General features: G+C 71.1%; 19 protein-coding genes. 10 read left to right on the forward strand and 9 right to left on the reverse strand.

The window, feature by feature from the left end; translation table 11 throughout:
- Positions 1-16: 16 nt before the first annotated feature.
- From ACFQV6_RS07835 to eccCa, 5 genes are all read right to left on the reverse strand, one after another.
- Positions 17-601 carry a hypothetical protein gene (locus ACFQV6_RS07835; RefSeq protein ID WP_378026665.1) on the reverse strand — a complete coding sequence of 195 codons (585 nt, stop codon included), beginning with the start codon at positions 599-601 and terminating at the stop codon, positions 17-19.
- A gap of 19 nt (positions 602-620) precedes the next feature.
- Complete coding sequence (locus ACFQV6_RS07840; protein ID WP_378026666.1) at positions 621-1,712, reverse strand: WD40 repeat domain-containing protein; 1,092 nt, start codon at positions 1,710-1,712, stop codon at positions 621-623.
- A 134-nt stretch (positions 1,713-1,846) separates the two neighbouring features.
- Complete coding sequence (locus ACFQV6_RS07845) at positions 1,847-3,643, reverse strand: hypothetical protein (protein WP_378026667.1); 1,797 nt, start codon at positions 3,641-3,643, stop codon at positions 1,847-1,849.
- A 36-nt stretch (positions 3,644-3,679) separates the two neighbouring features.
- Positions 3,680-4,507, reverse strand: coding sequence for a hypothetical protein (locus ACFQV6_RS07850; protein WP_378026668.1), 828 nt, complete (start codon positions 4,505-4,507; stop codon positions 3,680-3,682).
- Positions 4,508-4,596: 89 nt separating this feature from the next.
- Complete coding sequence (gene eccCa, locus ACFQV6_RS07855) at positions 4,597-8,559, reverse strand: type VII secretion protein EccCa (protein ID WP_378026669.1); 3,963 nt, start codon at positions 8,557-8,559, stop codon at positions 4,597-4,599.
- A 106-nt stretch (positions 8,560-8,665) separates the two neighbouring features.
- Between eccCa and eccD the strand changes: the two genes are divergently transcribed.
- On the forward strand, positions 8,666-10,057 hold the full coding sequence (gene eccD, locus ACFQV6_RS07860) for a type VII secretion integral membrane protein EccD (RefSeq protein ID WP_378026670.1): 1,392 nt from the start codon (positions 8,666-8,668) through the stop codon (positions 10,055-10,057).
- Between the two features lie 20 nt (positions 10,058-10,077).
- Positions 10,078-11,466, forward strand: coding sequence for a type VII secretion protein EccB (gene eccB, locus ACFQV6_RS07865; RefSeq protein WP_378026671.1), 1,389 nt, complete (start codon positions 10,078-10,080; stop codon positions 11,464-11,466).
- A 111-nt stretch (positions 11,467-11,577) separates the two neighbouring features.
- Here eccB and ACFQV6_RS07870 read toward each other — a convergent pair whose 3' ends face one another.
- The 4 genes from ACFQV6_RS07870 to ACFQV6_RS07885 are packed head-to-tail and all read right to left on the reverse strand — an operon-like array spanning position 11,578 to position 15,718.
- Positions 11,578-12,198, reverse strand: coding sequence for a hypothetical protein (locus ACFQV6_RS07870; RefSeq protein ID WP_378026672.1), 621 nt, complete (start codon positions 12,196-12,198; stop codon positions 11,578-11,580).
- Positions 12,198-13,361: a hypothetical protein gene (locus ACFQV6_RS07875; protein ID WP_378026673.1), complete on the reverse strand. Its 1,164-nt coding sequence runs from the start codon at positions 13,359-13,361 to the stop codon at positions 12,198-12,200. The genes ACFQV6_RS07870 and ACFQV6_RS07875 overlap by 1 nt, the downstream gene beginning before the upstream one ends.
- A gap of 10 nt (positions 13,362-13,371) precedes the next feature.
- Positions 13,372-13,917: a hypothetical protein gene (locus tag ACFQV6_RS07880; protein WP_378026674.1), complete on the reverse strand. Its 546-nt coding sequence runs from the start codon at positions 13,915-13,917 to the stop codon at positions 13,372-13,374.
- Between the two features lie 40 nt (positions 13,918-13,957).
- Positions 13,958-15,718 (reverse strand): hypothetical protein, encoded by a 1,761-nt coding sequence (locus ACFQV6_RS07885; protein ID WP_378026675.1) that lies wholly within the window; start codon positions 15,716-15,718, stop codon positions 13,958-13,960.
- A gap of 169 nt (positions 15,719-15,887) precedes the next feature.
- Between ACFQV6_RS07885 and ACFQV6_RS07890 the strand changes: the two genes are divergently transcribed.
- The 8 genes from ACFQV6_RS07890 to ACFQV6_RS07925 form a co-directional block, all read left to right on the forward strand.
- Positions 15,888-16,889 (forward strand): hypothetical protein, encoded by a 1,002-nt coding sequence (locus tag ACFQV6_RS07890; RefSeq protein ID WP_378026676.1) that lies wholly within the window; start codon positions 15,888-15,890, stop codon positions 16,887-16,889.
- A gap of 48 nt (positions 16,890-16,937) precedes the next feature.
- The gene (locus tag ACFQV6_RS07895; RefSeq protein ID WP_378026677.1) at positions 16,938-18,389 is read left to right on the forward strand and encodes a glycosyl hydrolase family 28-related protein; all 1,452 of its coding nucleotides are present in this window, start codon (positions 16,938-16,940) and stop codon (positions 18,387-18,389) included.
- A gap of 75 nt (positions 18,390-18,464) precedes the next feature.
- The gene (locus ACFQV6_RS07900) at positions 18,465-20,264 is read left to right on the forward strand and encodes a hypothetical protein (RefSeq protein WP_378026678.1); all 1,800 of its coding nucleotides are present in this window, start codon (positions 18,465-18,467) and stop codon (positions 20,262-20,264) included.
- The gene (locus tag ACFQV6_RS07905; protein ID WP_378026679.1) at positions 20,261-21,403 is read left to right on the forward strand and encodes a glycosyltransferase; all 1,143 of its coding nucleotides are present in this window, start codon (positions 20,261-20,263) and stop codon (positions 21,401-21,403) included. The genes ACFQV6_RS07900 and ACFQV6_RS07905 overlap by 4 nt, the downstream gene beginning before the upstream one ends.
- Positions 21,400-22,488, forward strand: a complete 1,089-nt coding sequence (locus ACFQV6_RS07910; protein WP_378026680.1) for a glycosyltransferase family 4 protein — start codon at positions 21,400-21,402, stop codon at positions 22,486-22,488. The genes ACFQV6_RS07905 and ACFQV6_RS07910 overlap by 4 nt, the downstream gene beginning before the upstream one ends.
- A gap of 46 nt (positions 22,489-22,534) precedes the next feature.
- A complete protein-coding gene (locus ACFQV6_RS07915; protein WP_378026681.1) occupies positions 22,535-23,710 on the forward strand; it encodes a glycosyltransferase in 1,176 nt (391 codons plus the stop codon).
- Positions 23,707-25,164, forward strand: coding sequence for a hypothetical protein (locus ACFQV6_RS07920; protein WP_378026682.1), 1,458 nt, complete (start codon positions 23,707-23,709; stop codon positions 25,162-25,164). The genes ACFQV6_RS07915 and ACFQV6_RS07920 overlap by 4 nt, the downstream gene beginning before the upstream one ends.
- Positions 25,161-26,317: hypothetical protein (locus ACFQV6_RS07925; protein ID WP_378026683.1), on the forward strand; the 1,157-nt coding region annotated here is incomplete at its 3' end. The genes ACFQV6_RS07920 and ACFQV6_RS07925, both read left to right, overlap by 4 nt.

Below are 26,317 nucleotides of genomic sequence, written 5' to 3' on the forward strand. Positions count from 1 at the left end.
ACCTGATAAAAGGCCGTCACGCGCCGGCCAGGAACGCGGTGATCTGGCCGGCCATCGACTGGTACTCCGCCTCGTCGCGGACCAGACGGTCCCGCCGGAACGCCTCCGGCTGCCGCTCCCGGATCAGCCGGCCGGTGTCGGTCCAGAACGCCTCGGCGGGCACCTCGTCGGCACCCTCCGGCAGGAACTTGCCGATCTCGGCCAGCGCCGAACAGGCCGACTCGAGGTTCTTCGCGATCTCGTTCACCGCGTCCGGCGTGAGCGCGCCACCGCCGGCCTGCTCCAGCAGGATGCCGATGTTGGCGGCGGCGAAGTCCTCGACGCCCCGCCACTGACCCGCGTCGATCAGGACGGACGGTTCGGTGCCCTCGCCGTAGAACTCCCCGGGGCGGATGTCGCCGCGCAGCGCCACCGACGGCACCACGATGGTGAAATCGTGCTGCTCACCGTCGTGCACGCCGTTGACCTGGAGCACCCGGTGACCGTCGACATAGCTCAGGTCGGTGATCTGGCGGAGGTCGACCGGCACGTTGCGGCCGACGACCAGTTCCACAAAAAGGTACGCCTCGGCCAGGGTCCTGGCCTCCAACTGCGTGGTCATCGCGCCAGCCTATCCATCGTCACGGAAGGGTGAAGGTCCTGAGCTCGTAGCCGGCCCGGTCGGCGGTCTTCGCCAGGCTCAGGACGGCCCCGGTGTCCGGGGTGACCATCAGCTGGTCGGCACCGCAGACGTCGAGCACCGTCGTGGTCTTACCGTCGGCCAGGGTGGTGCGGTCGATCTCGCCGTACTGGTTGGCGGTCACGATCGCGCTGCTGTCCGGGCTGAACCGCATGGCGCCGACGATCGACCACTGCGGTGTGACCTGGATGGTGCGCTCGGTCGCGATCTCGACGACCCAGACGTCGTGCCGGCTGGACGGTTGCTCCGGCCCGTACTCGCGGACGGCCAGGTATTTCCCGTCCGGACTGAAGGCCACCTCGATGGCACCGGAGCCGGGCGAGTTGAAGCGGTGTTCCACCTTGCCGGTGCCGGTGTTCCACACCAGCACCCGGCCGCCGGCGTCACCGAGTGCCACCAGCTTGCCGTCCGGGCTGAACGCGAGGCGGCTGGCCTGATAGCCGGTCGCACCGTCGAACTCGGACTTCTCCTCCATGGTGGTCTCGAGCGCCCCGGTCCGGACGTTCCAGGTCCGTACGAGCCCGTCGGTGGTGCTCAGGGCGACGAGCTTGCCGTCCGGGCTGACCGCGGTGTCCTGGATCCGTCCGCGGTCGTCCTTCTTCTCGGCGAGCGGCTGGAGGCCCGGGAACACCTGGATCGCCTTGTCACCGTCGACCGGCCACACCGCGGCGCCGGGGACCCGGCCGGCCTCGTTCTCGAACTGCTGGAGGGCGACGAAGGAGGAGCCGTCGGCGCGGAACGACATCACTTCCGGGGCCGAGCCGTCGTAGTGCCGGACCGTCTTGCCGGTGGTGACGTCGAGCAGCGCCGGTTCGTAGACCGGCCACAGCAGGTGCCGGCCGTCGGGGCTGAGCATCGCGTGCAGGAACGAGGTGGTGTCCTGCGGGACTGCCAGGTCGGTGCGGAGCACCGCTGAGGGGCCGGCGCAGTCCCTCTTGTCCGCCCAGGGCATCGAGTCCCACAGCGCGATGACCGCGCCGCCGCCGAGTAGACCCAGCGCCACGACTCCGGCAATGACTTTGGTGCGGCCCATACCTGTCCCTCAATCGATGTAACGGCCCGGCCGGAGGAGACCTGCGTGTAACGGCCCGGCCGGAAGCAGAACCGCGCCGCCGACCGGGCCGAAGCCCCGCCGGCGGCGCCGGGTTCACCTACGCCGGAGCCCGGTCAACCGGCCTGGCCGATCGCCGGACCGCGCTCGTCGCGTTCCTGCTGTTCCGGTGTGTGGATGACCGGGGTGGCGGTCTCCGCCTCGGTCACGCCGTACTCGTCGTCGCTGAGCGGCGTCGACTGGTGCGACCGGCGCGCGGCCGGCGGTTCGCCGTGTGCCGCCGGCTGAGCCTGCCGTTCCCGGCCGAGCACCGGTGGTGCCGCGTCGCGGGCGGCGAGACCCGGACGGCGGGTGAACTCGTCGCCGTCGGCGCCGGGCTGCTGCCGGCGTGGGGCACCGCCCTGCGGGCGACCGCCGATGGCGTCGTGATCCATGCTGGTCGGGCGCGTCGGGCGGCTGGTGTTGCTGATGGTGGGCGGCGGCGTGCCCCAGGCCGTGTTGCCGGGACCGATCGTGCCGGGAATGCCGTCCTGGCCGGTCGGCTGGTTCTCCGTATTGCGCCGGTCCCGTCGCTGGGCGGGTGGCGGCGTGCCGTGCTGGCCCGGCCCGTCCTGCCCGGGCCGGCGCCCGATGACGCCCGGCCGCTGACCTGCCGGTGGGGGCGTGGCGCCCCGGCCGGTGCCACCGCGGCCACGCTGGCTCGGCGGCGGGGTCGCCGGCTGGCCCCGGCGCTGCTGGCCGGCCGCGGGCGGCTGGGCGCCGCCACGCTGGGAGCCGTCGGTCGGCCGTTTGCCGATCACGCCCTTGCCGGTGCCGGCCGAGGGTGGCAGTGCGGGCTTGCCCGGGGCGCCGGGCCGCTGGCCGATCACACCCGACTTCTTCATCGAGTTACGGCCGGGTGACGGCGGCGCCCCCAGCCCGGGCCGCTGGCCCTTGCCCGGCAGGTTGGGCGCGGCCGGCGGGGTGACCCGGGGCGCGCCTCCCCCGCCATTGCCGAGGCCGGGCTGGCCGGGCAGGTGCAGGCCGGGGACCAGCGGCGGGATCGGGACCCCGGGCGCGTTCGGCGCCGGCGGCACGGTCGGCGGGTTGAGCACCGGCGGGGCCGGTGGCGCCGGGGTGCCGACCAGTTCCGGGCCGGGCACCGGTGGCACGCCTGGCGGCGGCGGAACGACCGGCGGCGGCGGAGCCACCGGCGGAGTGGGTGTGGGAGTCGCGTCGGTGGGCAGCGTCGGTGACGGCGGGATCACCGGAACGACGGGCACGTTCGGGATGTTCGGCGAGCCGGGGATGTTGGGCGCGCCGGGCACGCTGGGGATCTTCGCCGCGAAGAGCGGGCCCTTGTACGCCGGAAGCTGGGGACGGCTCTCCTCCGCGAGGAGGTAGGCGTTCTCCAGCGTCCGCATCGCGGTACGGGCTTCCTCGTCGAACTCGGCCAGCTTGTTGGGGTCGATGAACCCCTCGCCGCCCATCCAGTCCGGCCGGTTGTTCCAGAGGTCTTCCCAGGGGTCGACGAAGATGTTCCCCAGGACGGTGTCGTCCGAGAACGCGTCCTCGGCGTCCTCCTTCTGGGCGATGTACTTCGCGCGCCGGCTGTTGATCTCGTTCATCTTGTTCTGAGCGACGATCACCGCGTCGGCGGTGTCATACATCATCTCGGCGAACTGCCGCACGGCCGCGGCGTAGGAGTTGAGGGTGTTCTGGACGTCGGCCATCTTCTCGCGGAAGGCGTCACCGCCCGAGGAGTTCCAGTCCGGCGCGATCTGCTTCGAGTAGTGCCCGAGGTTGTCGCGCATCGCCTCGAACTGTCGCGCGAGCACCTTCCAGCCCTCCGCGGAGGACCGCTGACGGTAGGCGTTCTGCTCGTGGACGGCCTGGTACATCCGGGGGAAGTCCAGGCTGTTCCAGTCCGTCACGGCGTTCCCTTCCCCTCGTCGGCGGTCGGCTGATGGTCAGGCAACGGTGCCTCCGTTGTTACCCGACGAAGTGCCGGGGGCGCCCGGAGCGGTGACCTCGACGGTGCCTTCCCGCCACTCCTTCTCGGCCTTCTCCTGGGCCTCCTGCGCCTCCTGCGCGTCCTCCGCGACCCGCGAGTGGTACTCCTCGTAGGCCTCGTGGAAGACGCCGCTCTCCTCCTGGGTCGGCGCGGCCAGGTCCTGGGGCTTGGTGTAGCCGGCGCGCTCGGTGTACTTCTCGTCCTCCGGGGTGTCGTGCTTCGAGTTCTCCCCGGAGAAGTCGGGTTTCTTGCCGCTCGGGGTGGCCGCGAACGGGATGTCGCCGTCCTTCTCGCTGATGATGCCGTCGTTGTTGAGGTCGAAGCCGTCCGGCAGCACCTTCCACTGGTCGGCCGGGGGAAGCTTCTCCGTGGGAGTGCCGGGCTTGCCGGGCTCCGGGAACATCATCTCCACCTTGGAGACCGACAGCGCGTTCGCCTCGTCGAGGTTCTTGTAGGTCTCGGCGAGATCGGCGGCGGCCTTCTGCAGCGCCTCGATGCCCTTGCGGATGAACTGCACCTTGACGTTCACGTCGGTGTACGACCCGACGTTCTTCCCGTGCATCTCCACCGCCTCGGCGAACGCGGTGGAGCTGCCCTTGGGGATGTACTGAGCGCTCAGTGGGTGCATGACGGAGCCGCGGGTGTCCCACCGCTCATACTCGGCCTCGAAGTCCTTCAGATCGTCGAGCAGCTCGGTCGACAGCGTCTTGAGCGACTCCACCTTGACGTCGAGCTTGTGGCCGACGCCCGTGGGGCCGCTGCCCCCCTCGTCATACCTGACCATGTCTCCCCCGCTCCAGTTCCTGGCCCTCCGTGACCATCCACACTATCGAAGCCTGGGAATCGCCCCAACCCCGCCGAGACGCCCGCGGGTCATCCGGCCGGCGGTGTCCAGGCGAGCTGGACCAGTTGCGTGCCGCCACGGCGGGTGATCAGGTGACCGCGGCCCGGCGGCAACTGCTCCGGGCGCCGGTTGCCGAGCAGCACACCCTCTTCCCGGTTGCCCGACATCATGATGCCCGGCGTCGCCAACTCCCGCAGGCGCGCGATGACCGGCTCGAACAGGGCACGCGACGCGCCGCCGCTGCGCCGGGTCAGCACCACGTGCAATCCGACATCTCGCCCCTGTGCCAGATAGTCCAGCAGCGACATCACGGGGTTCGTCGCACCGGCCACCAGGTCGTAGTCGTCGATCAGCACGAACAGCTCGGGACCGGTCCACCAGCTGCGGTTGCGCAGCTCCTCAGCGGTGACGTTCGGGCCGGGCAGCCGGCGCTGCATGCCGGTCACCACGTCGCGCATCATGTCCGCGGTGGACTGAGCCGACGTGCCGTACGCGAGCAGGTACTCCGGAGGCACCGACCCGAGCAGGCTGCGCCGGTAGTCGACGGCGATGATCCGTGCCTCCGCCGGCGTGTATCGCTGGGTGATGCCGCGGATCACGCCGCGCAGGAAGCTGCTCTTGCCGCACTCGAGATCGCCGAGCACCAGGCAGTGCGGCTCGGCGTCGAAGTCCAGGTGGACCGGCTGGAGGTCGTTCTCCGCGATGCCGATCGGGATCCGGCCGGCCGGCCCGCCCGCCGGTACCGGCAGCTGGTCGTAGCGGATCTCGGACGGCAGCATCCGGACCTGCGGTGCCCGCGGTCCGGTCCAGGCCTCGTTCATCTGGTGCACCAGCTTGGCCAGGCCCTCGTGGACGGTCTGCGGGTCGGCCGCGCCGTCGATGCGGGGCAGCGCCGCCAGGAAGTGCATGCCCTCGGCGGTCACACCGCGGCCGGGCGAGTTCTCCGGCACGTTGAGGGCGGCGCGGCGGTCCATCACCGAGTCGGTCGGGTCACCGAGGCGCAGCTCCATCTTGCTGCCGAAGAAGTCACGCAGCGACGGGCGGACGTCCATCCACCGGGCGGCGGAGGCGACGACGTGCACACCGAAGGTGAGACCCCGGGCGATGACGTCGGAGACGTCGAGCTCGAGGTCCTCGAACTCCTTGCGCAGCGTGCCCAGGCCGTCGACGACGAGGAAGACGTCGCCGAACGGGTCCTCGGCGAACTCGCCCTGTGCCTTGCGCCGGCGGTAGACGGCCATCGACTCCACCGCGTGATCGGCGAAGAACCGCTCGCGGGCCTCGAGCAGGGAGCGCACCTCGGCGACGCTGCGGCGCATCCGGTCGACGTCGAGGCGGCTGGCGACGCCGCCGACGTGCGGCATGTCGCGCAGTGCCGCGAGACCACCGCCGCCCAGGTCCAGGCAGTAGAACTGGGCCTCCTGCGGTGAGTGGGTCAGCGCCAGGCTGATGATCACCGTACGCAGCAGCGTGGTCTTGCCGCTCTGCGGACCGCCGACCACGATCAGGTGGCCGGAGGCACCGGCCAGGTCCAGGCTGAACACCTCGCGGCGCTGGTCGAAGGGCCGGTCGACGAGGCTGACCGGGACCTGCAGGGCACCGCGGCTCTCCGGGACGCTCACCGTGAGGCCGTGGTCGGGGGCCACCACCAGCGGCGGCATGATCTGGTCGAGGGTCGGCGGCACGTCCAGCGGCGGGAGCCACACCTGGTGCGCCGGCACGCCGCCGCCCTCCAGCCGCTCCACCAGAATGTCCAGGACGCTGTCGCCCATCGACTCCTCGTCGCTCATCTCGCCGGGCACCACGGCCGGCGCCTCGGTGACCTTGGGAGCGACGTACTGGGTCGAGTAGGGCAGGGCCGGGTCCATGTCCGGGGTGAGTTCGGCGACGGTGGCGCCGGAGGTGTCCTCGTACTTGCCGGAGACGTAGGCCGCCCGGAAGCGCACCAGCGCCTCGGTGCCGAACTTGAGGAAGCCGTGACCGGGCGCGCGGGGCAGCTCGTAGGCGTCCGGCACGCCGATGGCCGCACGACTCTCGCTGCTGGAGAAGGTCCGCAGGCCGATCCGGTAGGACAGGTGGGTGTCGAGGCCGCGCAGGCGGCCCTCCTCCAGCTTCTGCGAGGCAAGAAGCAGGTGTACGCCCAACGAGCGGCCCACACGCCCGATCTGCACGAACATGTCGATGAAGTCCGGCTTGGCGCTGAGCAGCTCGGAGAACTCGTCGCAGATGATCAGCAGGTTGGGCAGCGGGGTGAGGGGTGCCCCGGCCGCGCGGGCCCGCTCGTAGTCACGCTGCGAGTCGTACTTGCCGGCGTCCTGGAGCAGCTCCTGCCGCCGGATCAGCTCACCGGAGATGGCGTCGCGCATACGGTCGACGAGCGACAGGTTGTGGCGCAGGTTCGTGATCACAGCGCTGGTGTGCGGCAGCCGGTCCAGCTTGGCGAAGGTCGCGCCGCCCTTGAAGTCGACGAGCACCAGGTTGAGGATCTCCGAGCTGTGCGTGGCGGCGAGCGCCAGCACGAGCGTACGCAGAAGTTCGCTCTTGCCGGAACCGGTCGCACCCACCAGCAGGCCGTGCGGGCCCATGCCCTCCTGTGCGGACTCCTTGATGTCGAGATCGATCGGCGAGCCGTCGGGCGCGATGCCGATCGGGACCCGCAGCCGGTCACGGTTGGGCCGGATGCCCCACGCCGTGGCCGGATCGAACTGGTACGGGTCGCCGAGCCCGAGCAGTTCGGCCAGGCCCATCTCGGTGCTGAGCCGCGACTCGCTGCGCGACGCGACGGAGAGCCGCAACGGCGCGATCTGCCGGGCCAGCCCCAGTGCCTGCTCCTCGTGCAGGGCGTCCGGCCGGCCCACCCGGGTACGGCCGTCGATACTCGACGTGTACAGGTCGCCCTTGTCGTCGAGCTCCAGCACCAGCGAGGCGCGGTCGAGCATCCGCGGCGGCGCGGTGGTGAGGTCGACGAGCGTGACGCCGTCGATGCCACCCTCGGTCATCAGGTGGTCGGAGCCGCCGATGTCACCGCCGTCGAGCACGACGATCAGGTGCGGGCTGACGGTCATCACGGCGTCCGGGTCGAACCGGGGCCGGGAGGCGACCACGTCCTCCAGGATCGCCTCCAGCATCGGGATGTTGGAGGCGACCATCCGCAGCTGGCCGAGGGCGTCGGTCTTCGTCGGATGCAGGGCGTGCGGCAGCCATTTCGCCCACTCCCACTCGGCGGACGTCTCCGGGCCGGCGCAGACCGCGACGAGCAGGTCGTCCGGTGCGTGGAAGGTGACGGCCTGCGCGAGCATGGCGCGGACCAGGGCACGGGTCTGCTGCTGCGGCCCGCGCAGGTAGACCCGGCTGAAGCCGGGCAGCGAGAGGGCCACGGGAAGGTCGGGCACCACGGCGTACGTCTTGACGAAGCGCCGCAGAGCGACGGCACAGACCGGCTCGAGGTCTTCGACGCGGCTCGTCCGCGGCGGCACGATCGGCGTGGCCACCTCGAGCGGGCCGAGGCCGAGCCGGACGGTGCCGAAGTCACCGTCGACCGGCCGCCGCTCCCAGAGGCGGTGACTGGCCACCGTGGACCACAGCGCGTCCGGGTCGGGGTGCCGGTAGTACATCGCCTGGCGCTGCTCGGTGATCACCTTGATGATCTTTCGGCGGTGCTGGCTCAGATGGTGCATGTACTTGCGGCGGGAGGCGGTCATCTCCGCCTTGCTCGGCTGCCCGTTGCTGCTGACCACCTGGGCGAGCAGCATGCCGAGCATGCTCACGCCGAACATGGCACCGACGATGTAGCCCAGCGGTCCCGGCTTCTGGAACGAGAACATCATCGCCATCGCCGCCGAACCGGCCACCATCGGCAGCGTCATGAGCAGGTTGCTCCAGCCCTTGTTGCCGGGCGGGGGCAACTCGGGGGGCGGATCGAGCACGACGTCACCGGAGGGGATGGCGGGTGCGGGGCGCCGGGGGTACCGCTTGACGGTCACCGTGCTCACGAACTGCTCCCCGTTGGATCGACGACTGGCTGGACGCCATGTTAGGCAACCGGCTGCTAGGTTGACAGCCGCGGTAAGCCCTGAACGGACAAACGGGAGTGCAACGGTGACCACGACACCCGTCACTGGACTGGCGCGGGTGACCGTCGCCACACCGGATCGTCGTATAGACCTGGCCCTACCGAGCAATGTAGCGCTCGCGGGCCTGCTTCCGAGTCTCATGCAACACGCCGGTGAGAGCTTCGCTGACGCCGGGGAGACGCATGGCGGCTGGTCACTGCGCCGGACCGACGGCACGGAACTACGGACCGACCTGAGCCTCGGCGCCCAGGAGGTGCGCGACGGCGAGCTGCTCCACCTGGTCCCGCGGTACGCGGAGTGGCCGGAGCCGGACTACGACGACGTGGTCCACACGATCGCCGCCGGTTCGCGCCGGCACGGCAAGCCGTGGGAGCCCGCCACGACCCGCCGGGCCGCGCTGACCGTCGGCACGTCCCTGCTGACCGTGGCGCTGGTCGTGCTGCTGCTGTCCGGGCCGTCCTGGCTGGTGCCGGGGATCGTCGCGCTGGTCCTGGCGGTGATCCTGGTGGTCACCGGGATCGCCCTGTCGCGGGCGATGGCCGACTCGATGGCCGGCGTGTGGGTCGCCGGTGTCGGCCTGCCGTTCGCCTTCACCGGCGGGTTCCTGGTCATCGCCGGTGAGGAGCCGCTGGCCGAGCTGGGCGCGCCCAGCCTGCTGCTCGGTTCGGTGCTGCTCTGCGGTGCCGCCCTCATCGGCTACGGCGGTGTCGCCGATCGGACACGGGTGTTCGCGGCCGGTGTCGTCCTCGGTCTCGTCGGCACCCTGGCGGCCGCCATCACCCTGGCCGGGCTGGAGACCACCGAGGCGGCGAGCGTGGCGCTCACGGTGGTGGTGCTGCTCTCACCGATGGCGCCGCTGATGGCCATCCGGCTCGGCAAGATCCCGGTGCCCGAGCTGCCGGAGACCGCCGGCGACATCCTCGAGGACCAGCCGCGTACGCCCGCGCCCAAGACCTTCGCCGCGGTGGCCCGCGCCGACGACATCCTGACCGGTGTGCTGCTCGGCGGCAGCATCGCCGCGGCGATCTGCCTGGTGATGGTCGGCTGGTCCGGCGGGGTGGCCACCTCGCTGCTGGCCGGGCTCTGCACCGCGGCGCTGCTGATGCGGACCCGGATGTTCCTGGCCACCCGGCAGCGGGTGCCGCTGCTGGTCTCCGGCCTGATCGGGGCGGCGACGCTGACCGTCGGCCTGTCGATGATGCTGCCGCCCGCCCTGCGGTCGCTGGTGGCGGTGCTGGTGCTGGCGCTGGTGGCCGCGGGGGTGATCGCGGGTGGCCTGGTCTACAGCCGGCGCCAGGCCTCGCCCTACGTCGGCCGGTTCCTCGAACTGCTGGACACCGTGGTCCTGATCACCATCATCCCGGTCGCCTGCGCCGCCGTCGGTGTGTACGCGACCGTACGCGGTTACTTCGGGTGACCCGGGAGAGGTGACGCGACATGGCAACCCGTAGGGACCGACTTCAGTCCTACCAGTTCCTTCTGCAACGCGTGGTGTCCGCACTGGTCATCCACGAGACCGACCCGCAGGTGTCGCCGTTCAAGCGCTTCGCAGGCTCGGCTTTTGCCGGCCTGATGATCGCGGTCATCGCGGTCGGCGGTGTCGCGGTGTTCGGCATGCTGAAGAGCGGCGGCAAGACGTCGTGGCGCAACCCGCAGGCGATCGTCCTGGAGAAGGAGACAGGCGTGCGGTACGTGTACCGCAACGACGTCCTGTACCCGGTCGCCAACCAGGTCTCGGCGATGCTGCTCGGCGCCACCCAGCCGGTGTCGGTGTCGCGCAACTCGCTCTCCGGCACACCGCGCGGCGAGACGCTGGGCATCCCCGGCGCGCCGGACGTCGTCCCGCGCACCACCGACCTGCTCACCTCACCCTGGAGCCTGTGTGTCCGCCCCGGCGCCAACGACCAGGGCGCGCAGACCGTGCTGCTGGTCGGGTCGGCGCCGTCCGCCGACAAGCCGCTCGGCACCGGCGCGATGCTGGCCCGCGCGACCGACGGCGAGGACGGTGCCCTGCACCTGATCTGGAACGACCGCCGCTTCCAGATCCGTGACGCCGACGTGGTCCTGCGTGCGCTGACCTGGGAGGGTTACGACCCGGTCCCGGTGCGGGCGGCCTGGCTGAACGGTCTGCCGGCCGGCACGCCGATCAGCCGGTTCTCGCTGCCGGACGAGACGTCGTCCTTCCGCGACGTACGGGTCGGCCGGTTGTTCTTCGTCCGCAACACCGCGGGCAACACCCAGTTCTACGTGGCGATGCCGGACGGCCTGGCGAAGGTCACGTCGATGCAGGCGGACATCATGCGCGGTGACCCGGCGCTCAACCCGGACGGTGTGCAGCCGGAGGAGATCCAGGCCGGTCAGCTCGTCGAGAGCGAGGCGGCCTTCACCGCCGAGGGCGACGTCCAGCCGCCGGCCGCCACGCCGAAGCTGGTCACACCCGCGGCCGCGGACGCCCCGTTGTGCGCCGTGTTCCCGGCCGGAGGCGGTGCACCGTCGGTGCGCAGCGACGCGACGATCCCGGCGGGTTCGGCGGCCGGTGACACCGCGGGCGTCGCCGACCCGGGCACCGCTTTGGCGGACCGGGTGATCGTTCCGGCCGGCCGCGGCGCCCTGGTGCTGTCAGCGGGCTCACCCGACGCGAACACCGGCACGCTGCTGCTGGTGACCGAGCCGGGCCGGGCGTTCCCGGTGACCCCCGACGTGGCGGAGAAACTCGGGTACGGCCCGGGCAGCGCGGTCAAGATGCTGAGCAGCGTCGTGGGCCGCCTCCCGGTCGGCCCGGCCCTCGACCCGGGCGGCGCGGGCCTGCCCGCCGCCCGCCCCTGAGCAGGCCAGCCCACCGCCCGCGTCTGCCCACCGCCCGCCTGGAGAAAGCCGAGTTCCAACGGCCGGGCGTCGAACAGCCGGGCTCGAGGGGCGAGCGCCGAACCGGCGGGCTCAGTCCGCGTCGCCGAAGACCAGGCGCCCGGCGTGCTGCAGCGTCTGCTCGTCCACCTCGGACCACCGATACCCCCGGGCCCGGATGTGTGCGAGCAGCTCCGGCTCGGGCGGCAACCCGTACGTCTCGGCGAAGTAGGCCAGCGACTCCGACCACACCCACACCCCGTCGGTGTGGATGTGCAGCGGCACCACTGGCAGGTCACCGTCGTACGGGTCCTCGCCGGTCCCGTACGCCGCCAGGGCCAGCGGCGCGTCCCGCAGGAACGCGACGATCTTCGGCCGTTCCGCCACGGGCAGGGCAGCATCGGGCGGCGGCAGCCGCGCCGGCGTCGACGCCTCGGCGAGCCGCAGCGGCGGCCCGGCGGTGAATTGCCGCTCCGCCTCCGTCAGCGCCGACTCCCAGCCCGCGATGATCCCCGCCGCGAACTCCGCGGAAACCTCGACGAGCACGTCGTCCGGGTCCTCCGGGTCGTTGTCGCGGATCACCTCGGTCGGCTCCCAGCCGCCGCCGTGCCGGTAGATCTCGTCGATGGAGCCGCGGCGCAGCACCGCACCGGGCCTGCGGACGGTCTCACCGGGCCGGAGCCGGACGAAGTGGGTGATGGTCGGCTGGGTCATCAGTCGTCCTCGTCGTCGTCGGCGGGTTCGGGCCACCTGGTGATGAACTCGGCGAGCAGGGCGGCGCGCTCGGCTCTCGCCGTGACCAGCACGGATCGCTCGAAGGCCGCCGGGTCGCCGCGCAAAGCGTTGCGCCCGGTGGCGGTGCGGAACTCCTCGGCGGGCACTCGATCCGTGCCGTCGGGGATGAACTTGACCACCTCGTCGACGGCGGTGGCGCACCGGGCGAGCAGGGCCGTCATCTCGTCCCAGGCGACCGGGTCGCGCCAGGCCTCGGCGGGGTCGACGGCGTTTCCCAGCTGCTCGGTGAGCTGCCCGAGCGTGGTGGCCGCCAGCCACCACTCTCCCGGGTCGAGCAGCTGCGACGGCGGGTCTGCCGGGCCGCTGAACTCGTCGTCACCGGCGCTCTCCTCGATCGGCAGGAGAAAGGTGAACTGCCGGTCCCGGCCGCAGGTGGCGCACGGGCCGGTGTACCTGACCCGCTGCAGGCCCCGCTCGGGCAGTTCCTCCCAGCTCACGTCGCGGTCGAAGCCGCTGTCGCCGCAGACGCAGGGTCGCAGGTCCATGAACAGGACCGCCTCGGCAACACTGCGGGCGGGCAGTGGGCGATGGCCGGGCGGTGCCGGTTCACCGGCGAGCTGCCGGTACAGGTCGCGCTGCTCGGCGAGCTGGTTCACGGTGAACCGGTCCGGGCCGACCTCGAACACCGACTGTCCCCGGGCGCTGCGGAACGACTCGGCCGGGACCGCGCTCGCACCGGCCGGCACGAACAGCAGCGCCTCCTCGACGGCAGCGGCGGCAGCGGCCAGGTCGGTGCACCGCTCGATCGCCTCGTCGGGCGAGAGGACACCGTCCTCGGCGGGATAGCTCGCATACCGATCAGCGACCCACAGCCACTCGCCGGGATCCAGCAGCTCGGACGGCGCGGTCAGGGCCGACCAGGCCGACGGCGCCAGGATCGGCACGTCCTGCGAGACCCGGAAGGTGAAGCCGCGGTCCCGGCCGCACTCCTCGCACTGTCCCGAGTAGACGACCTGCCAGCCCTCGGGCCCGTGACCGTACTCCGCGACCCGGGGGAAGTTCGTCGCGCCGCACTCGCACGGGTGGAGATCCATGTAGAGATGGGCTTCGAGGTGTGACCGCGCGACGGGAAGCGAAGGCATGGCCGCCATCCTAGGTCTCGTACGCCGTGAGGATCTGCCGGTAGCCGTTGTCCAGGGCGGTCAGGCGGCGGCGGGTGAACTGGGCCGGATCAGCGCTGTAGACCGCCCGCCCGGACGGCGTGAAGAACGCCGACTGCGGCACCTCGTGGGCGTCGGCCGGCAGGAACTTGCGGACCTCGCTGAGCGCTGCCACCGCGATCACCATCGCCTCACGGGCGTCGGCGCGCTCGTCGGCCGGGCACCGGGCGGGATCGGCCGGCACCGCGGCGGCCAGGTCGCGGGCCACCGTGAGGAACTGGCCGGCGTCGATCAGCTGCGAGGGCTCCGGGCCGCCGAACTGCGGCGGGGCCGGCGGCTCCCCGGCCACGGTGAACTCGAAGTCGGCGGTGGTGGCGCACTGCTCACAGCGGCTCTCGTAGCAGCTGAGCAGCGCGCCGTCCTCGTCGGCGAGCCAGTGTGCGGTGACCTCCAGCGCGGGTGCGCCGCACTGCGGGCAGGTCTGCAGCTCCAGGTAGAGCCGGCTCTCCTCGGACGACCGGGTGGCAAGCGGAATCACCTGGTCACCGTACCCGGCGGGGACACGGCCGGACGACCCGTCATCCAAGGTGGAACAGGACCACGCCGGGGCGCTCCTCGCGGGTGATCCCGAGGCCGTCGACCGGCTTGGTGAACGTCTCGGGGGCCACCGGCTCGGAGTGGGACTCGCGCGGCACGACGACGGTACGGATGCCGCGCCCGCGCAGGAACGCCACGCTCGCCGCGTCGGGGAACGACGTCACCCTGGTCCGCAGTTCCTCCAGGCCGGGCGGGATGTAGCCGCTGGAGCCGTTGGCGACGGCCGGGAAGCCGTCGGTCGACCACAGCATGGTCAGCAGGTCCTCGAGCTTGTTGGCCGGCAGTACGAGCACCGGCTGCTCCAGCGACGCCAGTGCGACGGGTGCCTTCGGGATCTCCCGGAACGGCGTGATCTGCACGCCTTCGAGAGTGACCAGCCCGGCCGGGACGAGCAGGACGACCGCCAGCACCGGCCGCAGCACGGCGGCCCGGGACCGCTCGCGGAGACGGGCCGAGGCCTGCTCGGCGAGGGCGGTGATCAGGCCGGCCGAGAGCAGCCCGAGCAGCAGGGTCACCCAGAGGATCAGCCGGCCCGGGGTGCGGATCGCGTTGAAGCCGGGCAGCCAGTGGTGCAGCATCTGGTAGCCGTAGTTCCACGGCGCCCGCATGCCCATGCCGACCCAGGCGAAGGCGATCAGCGCGAGCAGCATCAGCACCCGGTGCCGCCGCGACCACACCGAGACGATCAGGCCGAGTGCCGCCAGGCCCATCGCGAAGAAGCCCGGCAGGTTCCACACCTCGCCGCCGCCCTGCGGGATCAGCGCGTCGCGCAGCTCCTGGTTGTCGCGTCCCCAGAGCCATTGGAAACCGGGTGCGGTGACGAACTGCCGGACGTCGCCGGAGAAGGAGTTGATCTCGGCGAGCGTCCGCGCGCTGTTCGGGTACGCCTGCTGCATCTTCAGGTACGGGATCGCCATCAGGCCGACCGTCGCGACGAAGACCACCACACCCGCCACATCGGCCCGCAACAGCCGCTTGGCGAACGGCGGCCTCCGGACCGTCCAGAACACCAGGGCGGCGGCGGTGAATGTGCCCAGCACGTACCCGAAAGGTAGTCCCAGCCCGAAGCCGAGCGTGACCTGCCAGGCGGCGGCCAGCCACCCACCCAGCGCCCAGCCCGGCCGGGCGAGTTCGGGCCGGTAGCCGTGCCGCAGCGAGTAACCGTGCCCGCGGGCGAGCATCGCCAGGCTCAGCGCGATGCCGCCGATGGACAGGATGTTGAGGTGCGACATGTGCGCGTAGCGCCAGGGCGCGTAGGCGAAGACCAGGCCGGCCACCAGGCTGCCGGAACGATTCGCGCCGAGCTGGCGGGCCAGGACGTAGGCGCCGAACGACGCCAGCGCGAAGACCAGCAGGAAGAGGATGTTGTACCGCAGGACGGCGGCTTCGCTTCCGGAACCGATCAGGCCGAACGGCAGATAACCGAGAAGCGTGTCGGAGTACGCGAACGACCAGCTCTCCCCGAAGTGGGCGTTGGTCTCCCAGAACCGGCCCGGGTCGTTGAGCAGCGCCCAGCCCAGCCAGGAGAGCTGCCAGGCCTGCAGCGAGGGATCCCAGAAGTCGGAGGCGAACGCGGTAGCCGGGTTCCGCATCAGCGGCCAGGTCATCGCCACCGCGACCAGCACGGATCCGACGGCGGCCAGGGTCCACTCGTGCCACAGCCACCGCGGCCCACGCCGGACCTCGCCAGCCTTCTCGGAACGGGCGGGGACCCGCGCCCGCACACTGGTCTGGTTGCTCACGTGATCAGTCACTTTCCCCGTCGCGGCGGCAGCCGCCATCGATGCCCGTGTGAACGGCGTCGGGATCATACGGTGCCGATGCGACCTTCCGATGACGGCTCCCGTACCGCCGTGTCCGAGATCGGCGGCGCGACACGCGTGCTGACCTGGTGCTGCTACCCTGCGGGCCGTGAACGAAGAGGCGACGCACAACTCGGCGGACCGCGACTGGAGCAACGACCCGGCGTCCGCGGATCGGCAACCGAAGGCCCCCACCTGGGACGGTCCTCCGGTGCCGTCGCAGAGTGGTGCGCAGACGCCGCCCTGGGAGGCCTCCCCCGATCCCCAGAGTGGACCGCCGTCGCCGTGGGGAACACCACAGCCGAACAGCGGCCCGCCGTCGCCGTGGGGAACAGCACAGCCGAACAGCGGCCCGCCCGCCCTCGCGTGGGGTGAGCCGGCCGCGCCGGAGACCTCGTGGGGCCGGCCACAGGAGGCACCACCGGCGGAGGAGTCCACGGCGCGGATCGTTCCGCCGCCGCCTCCCGCGCCGAAGCCCGCCCAGCAGTCCGGCCGGGCCGGCTGGATCGGCGGCATCGTGGCGGCCGCACTCGTCTTCGGTATCGGCGGCTACTTCATCGGCGCGGCCGGCGGCGGCGAGCCGTCGGACGACCCGACCGCCGGCCCGTCCCCGTCGCTGCCGCTGTTCGAGGCCACCCAGATGTCGGTCAACCGGGAGAAGCTCAACGGCGAGCTGGAGGGCCTGGCCGGTCCGTGGCTCACCTCGATCGACAACTGCATCAGCAACCAGGAACAGGGCGCGCCGGCGCTCGGCGGGGACGAGAGCCGGCATGTGACCTGCCGGTACGGCTCGGCCTGGGTGCATTTCGTGGTCTACAAGGGCGCGGAGCAGAAGAACGCCGCACGCACCTACCGTCTGCAACTGAACCTCAACGCCGACGAGGTGGCCCCGGGTGTGCAGGACCCCGCCCGGATCAACGGCGGTGTCTCCGGAGCCGGCGGCAAGGTGATCGAGTACGCGTTCCGGCAGCAGAACGGCCGGGCGCTGTGCGGCATGTCCTGGGAGCGTGACGAGGATCCGCTGGCCGCTTCGATGATCGAGGCGTACTGCGAGGAGGATCTCGGCGGTGACTGGGCGGCGCTGCGTGACCTCTGGCAACGTCACAGCTGAGACTCCGGCGGACGTGCCCCGCACCAGCCGTCAGATAGCCTTCCCGGCGTGACTCCATGGACGACCGTCATAGGCAACACGGTCCGCGTCCGGTGGAAACGCTGGATGGCGGGCCCCCGGACGGAGACCACATCGGGGACGGAGACGGCTCGAAGCGTGCCGTCCCCGTCCCGGCGTGCCCTCCTCACCGGCGGTGGCGCGGTCGTCGTGGGCGCGGGCGTCACCGGTGCGGCGGTCGGTCGCTACACCTCCGATACCGAGGTGACCTCGTCGCCCTTCCTGGACGTTCGTCAGTTCGGCGCCGCCGGTGACGGCAAGACCGACGACACCCGGGCGCTGCAAAAGGCTCTCGACGCCGCAGCGGCAGGGGCCGGCCTGGTCTACCTGCCGGCCGGCACCTATCTGACCCGGCGGCTCACGCTGGCGTCCAACGTGCACATGCGCGGCGCCGGCGGCGACGCCACGGTGCTGCAACTGCACCCCGGTGCCAACAGCGCAATCCTGGAGTCGGCCGGTTTCGCGGACCTGACCGGGACCAGCGAGCCCGGGGGAATCACCGGGTTCAGCGTCCGTGACCTCGCCCTGGACGGGAACAAGGACAAGAACGCCGAGGGCGGTTACGGACTACGGATCTACGGCTGCCAGTACGAGCTTTCCGAGGTGATCGTCTTCAACTGCCGTCAGGACGGCATCTACAGCGAGTGGAGCGGTGCCTCCGGCCTTCCCGGCCTGTCGCACCAGATGGAGGCACGGCTGACCGCGGTCCGCTCGCACCATAACGGCGGCACCGGGATCAACTTCAACGGCCCGCACGACTCGATGTTCGTCAACTGCCTGGCCTTCGAGAACGAGGGCATCGGGTTCCGGCTGGCCGGTGAGGCCCACGCCACCTCCCTGGTGAACTGCCACGGATGGGGCATCGCCCAGACCGTGTCGTTCGACCTGGCCGCTCTGGCGATCGGCTGCGTGAACTGTTATGCGGACTTCAACGGTGGCGTCGGCGTGCGCATCTCCCGTAACGACTGCCGCTGGTGGGGCGGGTTCGTGATCGGCGCCAACCACACCGGCAACCGGCGCGAGATCGGGATCCAGTTCGTGCCGGGGCCCGTCGACGGCGAGCCGGCGGGTTGTGTCATCGACACCAAGATCATGAATTGCGCCACGGCCAGCATCGACTTCGGCAACGACTTCGGTCACCGCTCGACGGTCCGTGCGTCGCTCACCCAGCCCGGTGTGCACGTCGAGGGCGAGTATGTGGAGGGCACCGGCGCACCGTGGATCGGCTCGCCGAGCCGTACCTGCCGTATCGAGATCGTCGAGGGCGTGAACGACCCGACCAAGAGCCTCGTGGTCAGCCCCGCCTTCGAGATGCGGGCACAGGAGGTCCCCGGCCGTCCGGGAGAGGATTCCGTGCGGGTCTTCGTGCGGACCTCCGGCGGGGACACTCAGCTCTGCGCCCAGTTCCCCAACGGAGTGATCAAGGTAATCGCCGCGGAGTGATTTCGGGACTGCTGTGCGGCATCGGGGTCCGTAAGATCCCACGGCGGATCCCCGACACCGCCAGGACGGACCTCAGTGACACAACAGTTGGCTTCCGACATCCATCCGCGCCCGGCGGGGGTCGGCGCACCGGCCCGTGCCGGCAGCCGTTCACTGAGAGTACTCGTCCACGAGTGGACCGTCGTCGCAGCCGCTTCGATCCTGCTGGCCGTCGCGATGACCTGGCCGGCCGTCAAGAACTTCCGCAGCTTCCCGGTCGACCCCTGGGACCCGTCGCTGCAGTCCTGGCAGATGGCCTGGACCGGGTGGTCGGTCAAGAACGACATCGGGCAGCTGTGGGACACCAACGTCTTCCTCACCGACCGCTATGCCCTGGCCTACTCGGACACGCTCCTGGGATTTCTGCCGTTCAGCCTGATCGGGACTGGCGTCGAGGCCGCGATCGTCCGCTACAACATCCTGTTCCTGCTCGCCTTCGCGCTCTGCTTCTTCGGCGCCTACGTGCTGGCCCGCCAGCTCGGTTCGCGGATCGCCGGTGCCGCGCTGGCGGGTGCCGTCTTCGCCTACGCTCCGTGGCGCTGGACCCAGGCGTCGCACCTCAACATCCTCTCGGTCGGCGGCATCGCCCTCTGCCTGGCGATGCTGGCCCGCGGGCACGGCTACTCCCTTCGCGACGGCTACCGCCCCGAGCGGGTCCGCCCGGGCTGGGCCCTCGCGGGCTGGCTGGTCGCCGCGTGGCAGGTCACCCTGGGCTTCGGGCTGGGCATGCCGTTCGGTTACCTGCTCGGTCTTCTCGTGGTGATCGCCGGGATCGGTTGGGTGTGGAAGCGGCCGGAGTTCAGCCGGCGGCTGCTGGCCCTCGACGCGGCCGGCATGGTCGCGTTCGCCGCCGTCACGGTGCTGATGGCCGTCCCCTACTTCAGGGTGCTCTCGCACTACAACTCGCAGGGCCGCGGACTCGAGGAGATCCTGTCGTACTCGCCGCCGTTCCGAGGTTTCCTCACCGCGCCACCGATGAGCCTGCTCTGGGGTGACGTCCAGCACGACCTGCGGGAGAGCTTCATGCAGGCCGGCGGCTGGGAATCGATCCTCCTGCCCGGCTTCGCCCTGTACGCGCTGGCCGTGCTCGGTCTCGTCCTCTCAGCGTGGCCGTGGCGGCGCCGGCTGCTGATCGCCGCCGTCACCACCGTGGTGCTCTGGGCGGCCATGGGCCTTCGGGCGCCGGTCACCCTCCCCTACCGGCTGCTCTGGGAGTACCTGCCCGGCTGGGCCGGTATCCGGGTGCCGGGCCGCCTGGTCGTCTTCGTCACGCTGCTTCTGGCCGTGCTCGCGGCGGGAGCCGTCACCGCGATCGGCGACCGGCTGGCAGCGTGGCTGCGTGGCCCCTCGCGCGAGCGGCTGCGGCCCGCGGTCGCGCTGCTCGGCCTGCTGCCGATCAGTGCCGCCCTGGTCGAGGGCGTCGCTACCGTCGACACCCCGCCGGCGCCCCGGTCACCGGTGGCCTTCCGCGAGGCGCAAGGCCCGATGCTCGTACTACCCACCGACTGGATGGACGACCAGGTCATGATGTTGTGGTCCGCGGACGGGTTCCCGCGCCTGATGAACGGGCAGAGCGGGTTCGTGCCGCCGGGCATCGTCCGGACCCGTGAGGTGACCAAGAACTTCCCGGACCAGGAGAGCGTCCAGTACCTGCGGGAGAACGGCGTGCGGACCGTGGTCGTCCTGCGCAGACCGCCGACGTCGCGGCTGGAGTTCCCGCCGGACGGCTCGGTGCTGCCGGAGAAGGCGTACTCGGGCCCGATCGACGGTCTCGGCCTGACCCGTCAGGAGACGCCGGACGCCGTGGTCTACCTGGTGGGCGGTGTGCCGCAATGACGATCTATCAGGCCTCCGGGCATCCGGCGCCCGGTCCGGCCCTGCTCGCCGGCCGCAAGGTGGCTGTGGTCCACGAGTGGTTCGGCGCAACCGGCGGTTCGGAAGCGGTCTTTTTGGCCATCGCCGATCTGCTGCCGCACGCACAGCGACTGATCCTCTGGGCCGACGAGGACGTGCCCGCCGACGAGCTGCACCTGCGGCAGTCGTGGCTGGCGCGGACCCCGCTCAAGTACAGCAAGGCGCTCTCGTTACCCGCGATGCCGCTGGTCTGGCGGACGCTGACCAGCGAGAAGTTCGACGTCGTCGTCTCCTCCAGCCACGCCTTCGCGCACACCGTGAAGCTCGGCGACCCCGAGCACACCCGGCACCTGAGCTACATCCACTCCCCCGCACGCTACATCTGGAGTCCCGACTTCGACGGCCGCGGCTCGCACCCACTGCTCAAACTGCCGCGCAGCGTTCTGCAGTCGGCCGACGTGCGGCTGAACCGGCACGTACACGCCTACGCGGCGAACTCGCGGGAGGTGCAGGGCCGGATCAAGCGGTTCTGGAAACGCGACGCCGTGGTGATCAACCCGCCGGTGGAGGTGGGCTACTTCGGTGACGCACCGGCCGCCCAGCAGCACCAGTCCCGCGACTACCTGCTCGGCATCGGGCGGTGGATCCCGTACAAGAACTTCGATGTGATGATCGCGATCGCGGACGCCGCGGGGCTTCCGCTGGTCATCGCGGGTTCCGGTCCCGAGGAGGAACGGCTTCGCCGGATCGCCGCCGGCTCCCGGGTGAAGGTCACCTTTGAGGTACGCCCGGAGCGCGACCGCCTCCGCGAGCTGTATTGGGGTGCCCGGGCGCTGCTGTTCCCGGCGCACGAGGACTTCGGCATGATCCCGGTCGAGGCGCAGGCGTGCGGCACCCCGGTGATCGGTCTGGCCCGTGGCGGGCTGCTGGAAACGGTCCTGCAGGATGAGACCGGGTTCCTGGTCGACGGCCTGGACCCCGGCCCGTACGCGGACGCGGTCCACAGGATCGGCGGGTTGTCGCCGGACCGGATCCGCACGCACGCCGCGGAGTTCTCCACCGGCCGGTTCGCGCAGCGCATGACCGATTGGATCGATGATGTGGCCGGAGGACCGAGATGACCACCACGATTGTCGACGCCAGCGGGGTGGGACCGGGCGGCATCACCCGGGTTCTGTCCGAAATCGTGCGGTACTGGCCCGCCGCTGAGCACCTGCGGATCGTGGCCGCCCCAGCCGGCTGGTCCGCACCCGAGGACCGGGCCACCGAGGTGACAGTGGTCAGCTCTCAACAGGGTGGCCGGGTCGGCACGATCGCCGAAGCCACGCAGACGTTGCGCAGGCTGACCGGGCGCGACGCCGGACCGGACGCCCGGGTGCTGTCGCTCAGCCCGTCGCTGGCCGTGCGCGGCAGCCGGTTGCCAGTCGCCACGGTGGTGCACGACCTGGCGTTCAGACTGTGGCCGAACGGCCTTTCGGCGTCGGTCCTCCAGTACCGGCGACTCAGTTACAGCACCGCGATCGGCCGGTCCGAACGGCTGCTCTGCGTCAGCGCACGGACCCGCCACGACCTGCTCGGACTCTACGGCGTGCGGTATTCAAGGACGGCGGTCTGGCACCCGGGCAGCGACCTCAGCGTGACGCCCGGTGCGCTGCCCGCACCGGTCGACGCGGTGCGCCGGCGTGACGGACGCTATCTCGTGGTGGCGGGACATGCCTCGCACAAGGGCGTCGAACTCGCCATCGAGGCGGTGGCGCAGCTTCCGGCGTACCATCTCATGGTCCTGACCGGTGGCAACCCGGTCGAGGAATTCCGCCGCACGGCGGGTGAGTCGGCAGCTGCCTCGCGGATCGTCTTCCTCGATCGTCTCTCCGACCCGGAGTACGCGGCGACGGTTGCCGGCGCTGCGGCGTTCCTGATGCCCAGCCACTTCGAGGGCTACGGTCTGCCCGCCGCCGAGGCGTTGCGGCTTGGCACCCCGACGGTGATCTCCCCCGACCCGGCGCTGCTCGAGGCCACCGGCGGCGCGGCCGTGCGGATGGATACCTGGACCGGTGAGGCGCTCGTCCGTGCGCTGCGGCAGGTGGAGGCGGGGCACCTGCCCCCGGCCGTGGCCGGGCTGGGCGGACGCTCCTGGCGCGAGTCCACGGCACACCTTCACGCACTGCTCGGCGGCGAGCTCACAGCAACCACGACCTCGCGATAGTTCGCGGTGGCGCGGTTTCGCGACATCTCGCGGTAGGGAGAGAAAGATGCGAATCGCCATGGTGCATTCGTCGTTCGCGATCCGCGGCGGAGCGGAGACCTATGTCCGCGACCTCAGCACCGCTCTGCTCGAAAAAGGCCATGACGTACGGGTGTTCAGCCGGCCGTCGGAGAACAGCGATGCCACCGATCAGGCGGTCCGGCGGCGCCTCGCCGAGCGGGCCGGTGACCTCACCGGTCCGCTGCGCAAGGTGTTGACCCACCTCGGCGATGTGGCGGACCCGACCGGCCTGGCCCCGCGTGACCTGGCCGGGTTCGCGCCGGACGTGGTGCACGTGCACAACTGGCAGGGGCTGGGGATCCGGCCGGTGGCCCGCATCGCGCGGGTGCACCCGACCGTCCACACCGTGCACGACTTCGCGATCGCCGATCCCAACAACGCCTTGGGCAACCTCGGCCGGTCCACCAGGCTCGACGCGCTTCTTGCCGCCCGGGCCAGGCGGGTGGTCCGCGGACTGCGCGACGTCACGCTGCTCTTCGGTTCCGAGCGCACCCGCGAGGTCCTGCTCCGGCACGTTCCCGCTGCGCGCGACCTCGACCAGCGAGTGGTGCTGCTCTCCCTGCCGGTACCGGCGGAACGGCGGGCGCTGCCGCCGGGCGACCGGACGACGTTCCTCTACCTGGGAGCGCTTGCCGAGCACAAGGGCGTGGCCGACCTGCTCCGGGCGTGGGCGTCGAGCACGCTGCGGGAACACGGAACGCTGCTGCTGGCCGGGGACGGTCCGCTGCGCAGCGCCGTCGAGGAGGCCGCCGCTCAGCACAGCTCGGTGCGCTATCTGGGCTACCTCGGTGAACCCGGCAAACAGGCCGCCTTCCGGCAGGCCGGCTGGCTGCTCTTCCCCAGCCGATGGCCGGAGACGTACGGTCTGGTCTGCGCCGAGGCACTGGTCGCCGGTCGGCCGATCATGGCAAGTAAGATCGCCGAACCGGTCATGGCGTCCCCCGGATCCCGGATGCTCTTCGACGGAGCAGACGATCTGCGCCCCCGGCTTGAGCAGGCGGCGGCCCTGCCCGACGCTGAGTACGCCGCGCTCACAGCTTCGGCTCTCGGGGACGGCGAACGACTGGGTTGGGAGAAGCATGTGGACGCTGTCGTCGCGGCCTACGTGTCGGCGCGGGCCGGCCGGCGCACGTCCCCGAAGCCGGAAGCTGTGGTGCAGTGATCGTCGATTTTCTCCAGGCCCCGTCGCTGCGGGTGTGGTGGCGTGACCTGCCTCCGGGAACCCGGCGCGCGATCTCCATCGGGATCGGTGCCGTGCTCGTGGGGGGCGTGCCGCTCTGCCTGCTCGCCGGAGCGTCTCCGGCGCTGCCGCCGGTCGCGCTCTTCCTGCTCTTCGTCGCGGTGCGCCCGTTCCCGGGGGTGATCTACCTGGCGACGGTCTTCTGCGTGCCGCTGGGCCTCTGGATGACCGGCGTACAGGCTCTTTTCGGTCACGCGTTCGGCGGTCGTGACTATGTGCTGAGCTTGTCCACCGCGGCGGTCGCCTGCACACTGCTGCTGGTCACGCTCGTGCGCCAACCCCCACCGCGCCGCCTGCTGCTGGTAGGTGCCGGCGTTGTCCTCCTCTTCGGCGTGTGGACCCTGATCGGCTTCGCCGACCACGGTGTCGCGCAGACCCTGGTCGGCGGCCGGCTCACCGCCCTGCCGCTCATCCTGCTCGTGCTGGTCTGCGCGCTCACCGCCCGGGAACTCGACCTGCTGGTCACCGTCCTCGCCGCGATGGTGATCGCCAACGCGGTCGCCGCCATCGTCGAGTACGTCATCGGCCCGGCCGACCTGATCGCCCTCGGCTTCGAGGAGGGCCGTTCGGTCCGGCTGATCGGCGACACCTTCCGTGCGCCCGGCCTCACCGAGGTCAACGCGGAACTGGGACTGCTCGCGGGTGGTTTCCTGCTCGGGTACGCCGCGCTGTGGCTGGTCCGCGATCTGCGCCCGCAGAACCGGATATGGCACGCGGCCGCCGTCGCCGCGGTGATCGGCCTGGCGCTGAGCACCAGCCGCACCGGCGCGCTCCTGCTTGTCGGCGGCCTGGTCAGCGCCGTGGTGCTCAACCGCGGCGGCGGTCCGGCGATGCGCAAACGTGCCCGGATCATCGGCATCGGCATGGTGGCGGTCGTGGCGGCCGGCTTCGTCGCGATCGGCGCGACCGGCTCCAGCAGCACCTTCGAACGTTTCCAGGTCTGGGGCAACCTGCTCAGCTCCGGCGCACCCTGGTACGGCCTCGGGCTGGGCGGTGTGGGTGCCGCCACCTCCTCCCGGGTGTCCGACTCCACCCTCGTCTTCGTCGACAACTACTTCGTCAGCATCTCGCTGCAACTCGGCATCCCGACCCTGATCGCGGTGGTAGCCCTACTCGGCTGGGCCGTGTTCCGGCTCTCCCGCGGCTCGGCTGACCGGCCCCACTACGCGGTCTACCTCGCCGTGCTTGCCGGTCTCACGCTGGCCAGCCTCATGATCGAGACCTGGGAGTACTCGGCCGCCATGATGTGCCTGGTGGTGTTCGTCGCGTACGCGGGCCGCACCACGCAGACCGCTTCCTCGTCCGCTGCTTCCTCCGCTGCCTCCTCCGATCCGGAGGCGACCGTGCGGATCTATACGACCGAGTTGCCGCAATGATCCGCAAGTTGCAGGGCTCGCAACTCTCGGTACAGGGGCTGTCCCGGCTCGCCAGCGTCGTCCTCTTCCTGCTCGCCTCCTGGGCCGACACCGAACACCTGCCGCTGGTCGCCCTCCAGGGCATCCTCCTCGCGCTGCCCTTCGCCTTGATGGAATCTCTGATCGGCCGGCCCATCTCAGCCGGGCTGCTGCCCGCACATTGGGACGTCGAATCATGGGCCCGCCGCGCCTCGGCCGCCACCATCCTCCCGGTCGCCCTGATCGCCTGGCTCTCCACCACCGTGGCGCTGCCCGAAGCAAGCTGGGACGACCGGCTGCTGATGCTCACACCGGTCCTGCTCCAGCTACCCCTCGAAGCGATGTTCTGGGCACAGGCCCGCACCCGCTCCACCGCCCGCGCCAACCTGATCCCCCAGATCGCCGCCGTCAGCACCATGCTCGCCGGCGCCGCCTTCGCCCTCACCGGCGTACGCGTCGACATCGCCGCCGTACCCGGCCAGCTGGCCCTGCTGATCTGGCTCCTGCTCCTCCAGCGCCGCCCGTTGCCCCCCGGCGTCATCCGCCCCGGCTACGCGGCCAGCCTCAAAATCGGCGCCACCTACTTCGTCACCGCCTCCGCCGACCTCGCCTACTCGGTGGCCCTGCCCTCCGTAGCAGGCGCCCTCGCCGGCCCACCCGCCGTAGTCGTGCTGCGCGCCCTCGAACTAGCCTTCGGCCCCTTCCACGTCCTGCTCTCCGCCACCACCCGCGAAGACGTCGTCCTCGGCCGCCGCTCCCGCTGGATCAACCCCGTCCGCCTCCTCACCGTCGCCGCCTGGGCCGTCGTCTCCCTGATCGTCACCCTCAGCCCCTGGGTCCGCGGCCTGCTGGCCACCGACCTCCGCGCCCTCCCGGTCACCGCCGTGGCGGTCTTCTGCGCCTACAAGGGCCTGCTGATGTTCGCCACCTGGATGTCCGTACGCCACATGATCTGGGCCCCACCCCGCCGCTACCTGATCTCCGGCCTCGGCTCCCGCGTCATCGCCCTCACCACCCTGGCCCTCGCCCTCCTCTGGGTCTCCGGCGTCCCCCACTTCCTCCTCTCCCTACTCCTCAGCGAACTCCTCGTAGTCCTCTGGTTCACCCACCGCCTCCTCCAAACCACCCCCTCCCC

Origin of the sequence: Actinoplanes sp. GCM10030250 (assembly GCF_042666575.1) — a bacterium.
GTDB lineage: Bacteria > Actinomycetota > Actinomycetes > Mycobacteriales > Micromonosporaceae > Actinoplanes.

What these genes read in the sequence shown, in the direction of transcription:
- ACFQV6_RS07835 (WP_378026665.1), bottom strand. Translation starts at nt 601, where the DNA reads ATGACCACGCAGTTGGAGGCCAGGACCCTGGCCGAGGCGTACCTTTTT.
- ACFQV6_RS07840 (WP_378026666.1), bottom strand. Translation starts at nt 1,712, where the DNA reads ATGGGCCGCACCAAAGTCATTGCCGGAGTCGTGGCGCTGGGTCTACTC.
- ACFQV6_RS07850 (WP_378026668.1), bottom strand. Translation starts at nt 4,507, where the DNA reads ATGGTCAGGTATGACGAGGGGGGCAGCGGCCCCACGGGCGTCGGCCAC.
- eccB (WP_378026671.1), top strand. Translation starts at nt 10,078, where the DNA reads ATGGCAACCCGTAGGGACCGACTTCAGTCCTACCAGTTCCTTCTGCAA.
- ACFQV6_RS07870 (WP_378026672.1), bottom strand. Translation starts at nt 12,198, where the DNA reads ATGACCCAGCCGACCATCACCCACTTCGTCCGGCTCCGGCCCGGTGAG.
- ACFQV6_RS07875 (WP_378026673.1), bottom strand. Translation starts at nt 13,361, where the DNA reads ATGCCTTCGCTTCCCGTCGCGCGGTCACACCTCGAAGCCCATCTCTAC.
- ACFQV6_RS07905 (WP_378026679.1), top strand. Translation starts at nt 20,261, where the DNA reads ATGACGATCTATCAGGCCTCCGGGCATCCGGCGCCCGGTCCGGCCCTG.
- ACFQV6_RS07910 (WP_378026680.1), top strand. Translation starts at nt 21,400, where the DNA reads ATGACCACCACGATTGTCGACGCCAGCGGGGTGGGACCGGGCGGCATC.
- ACFQV6_RS07915 (WP_378026681.1), top strand. Translation starts at nt 22,535, where the DNA reads ATGCGAATCGCCATGGTGCATTCGTCGTTCGCGATCCGCGGCGGAGCG.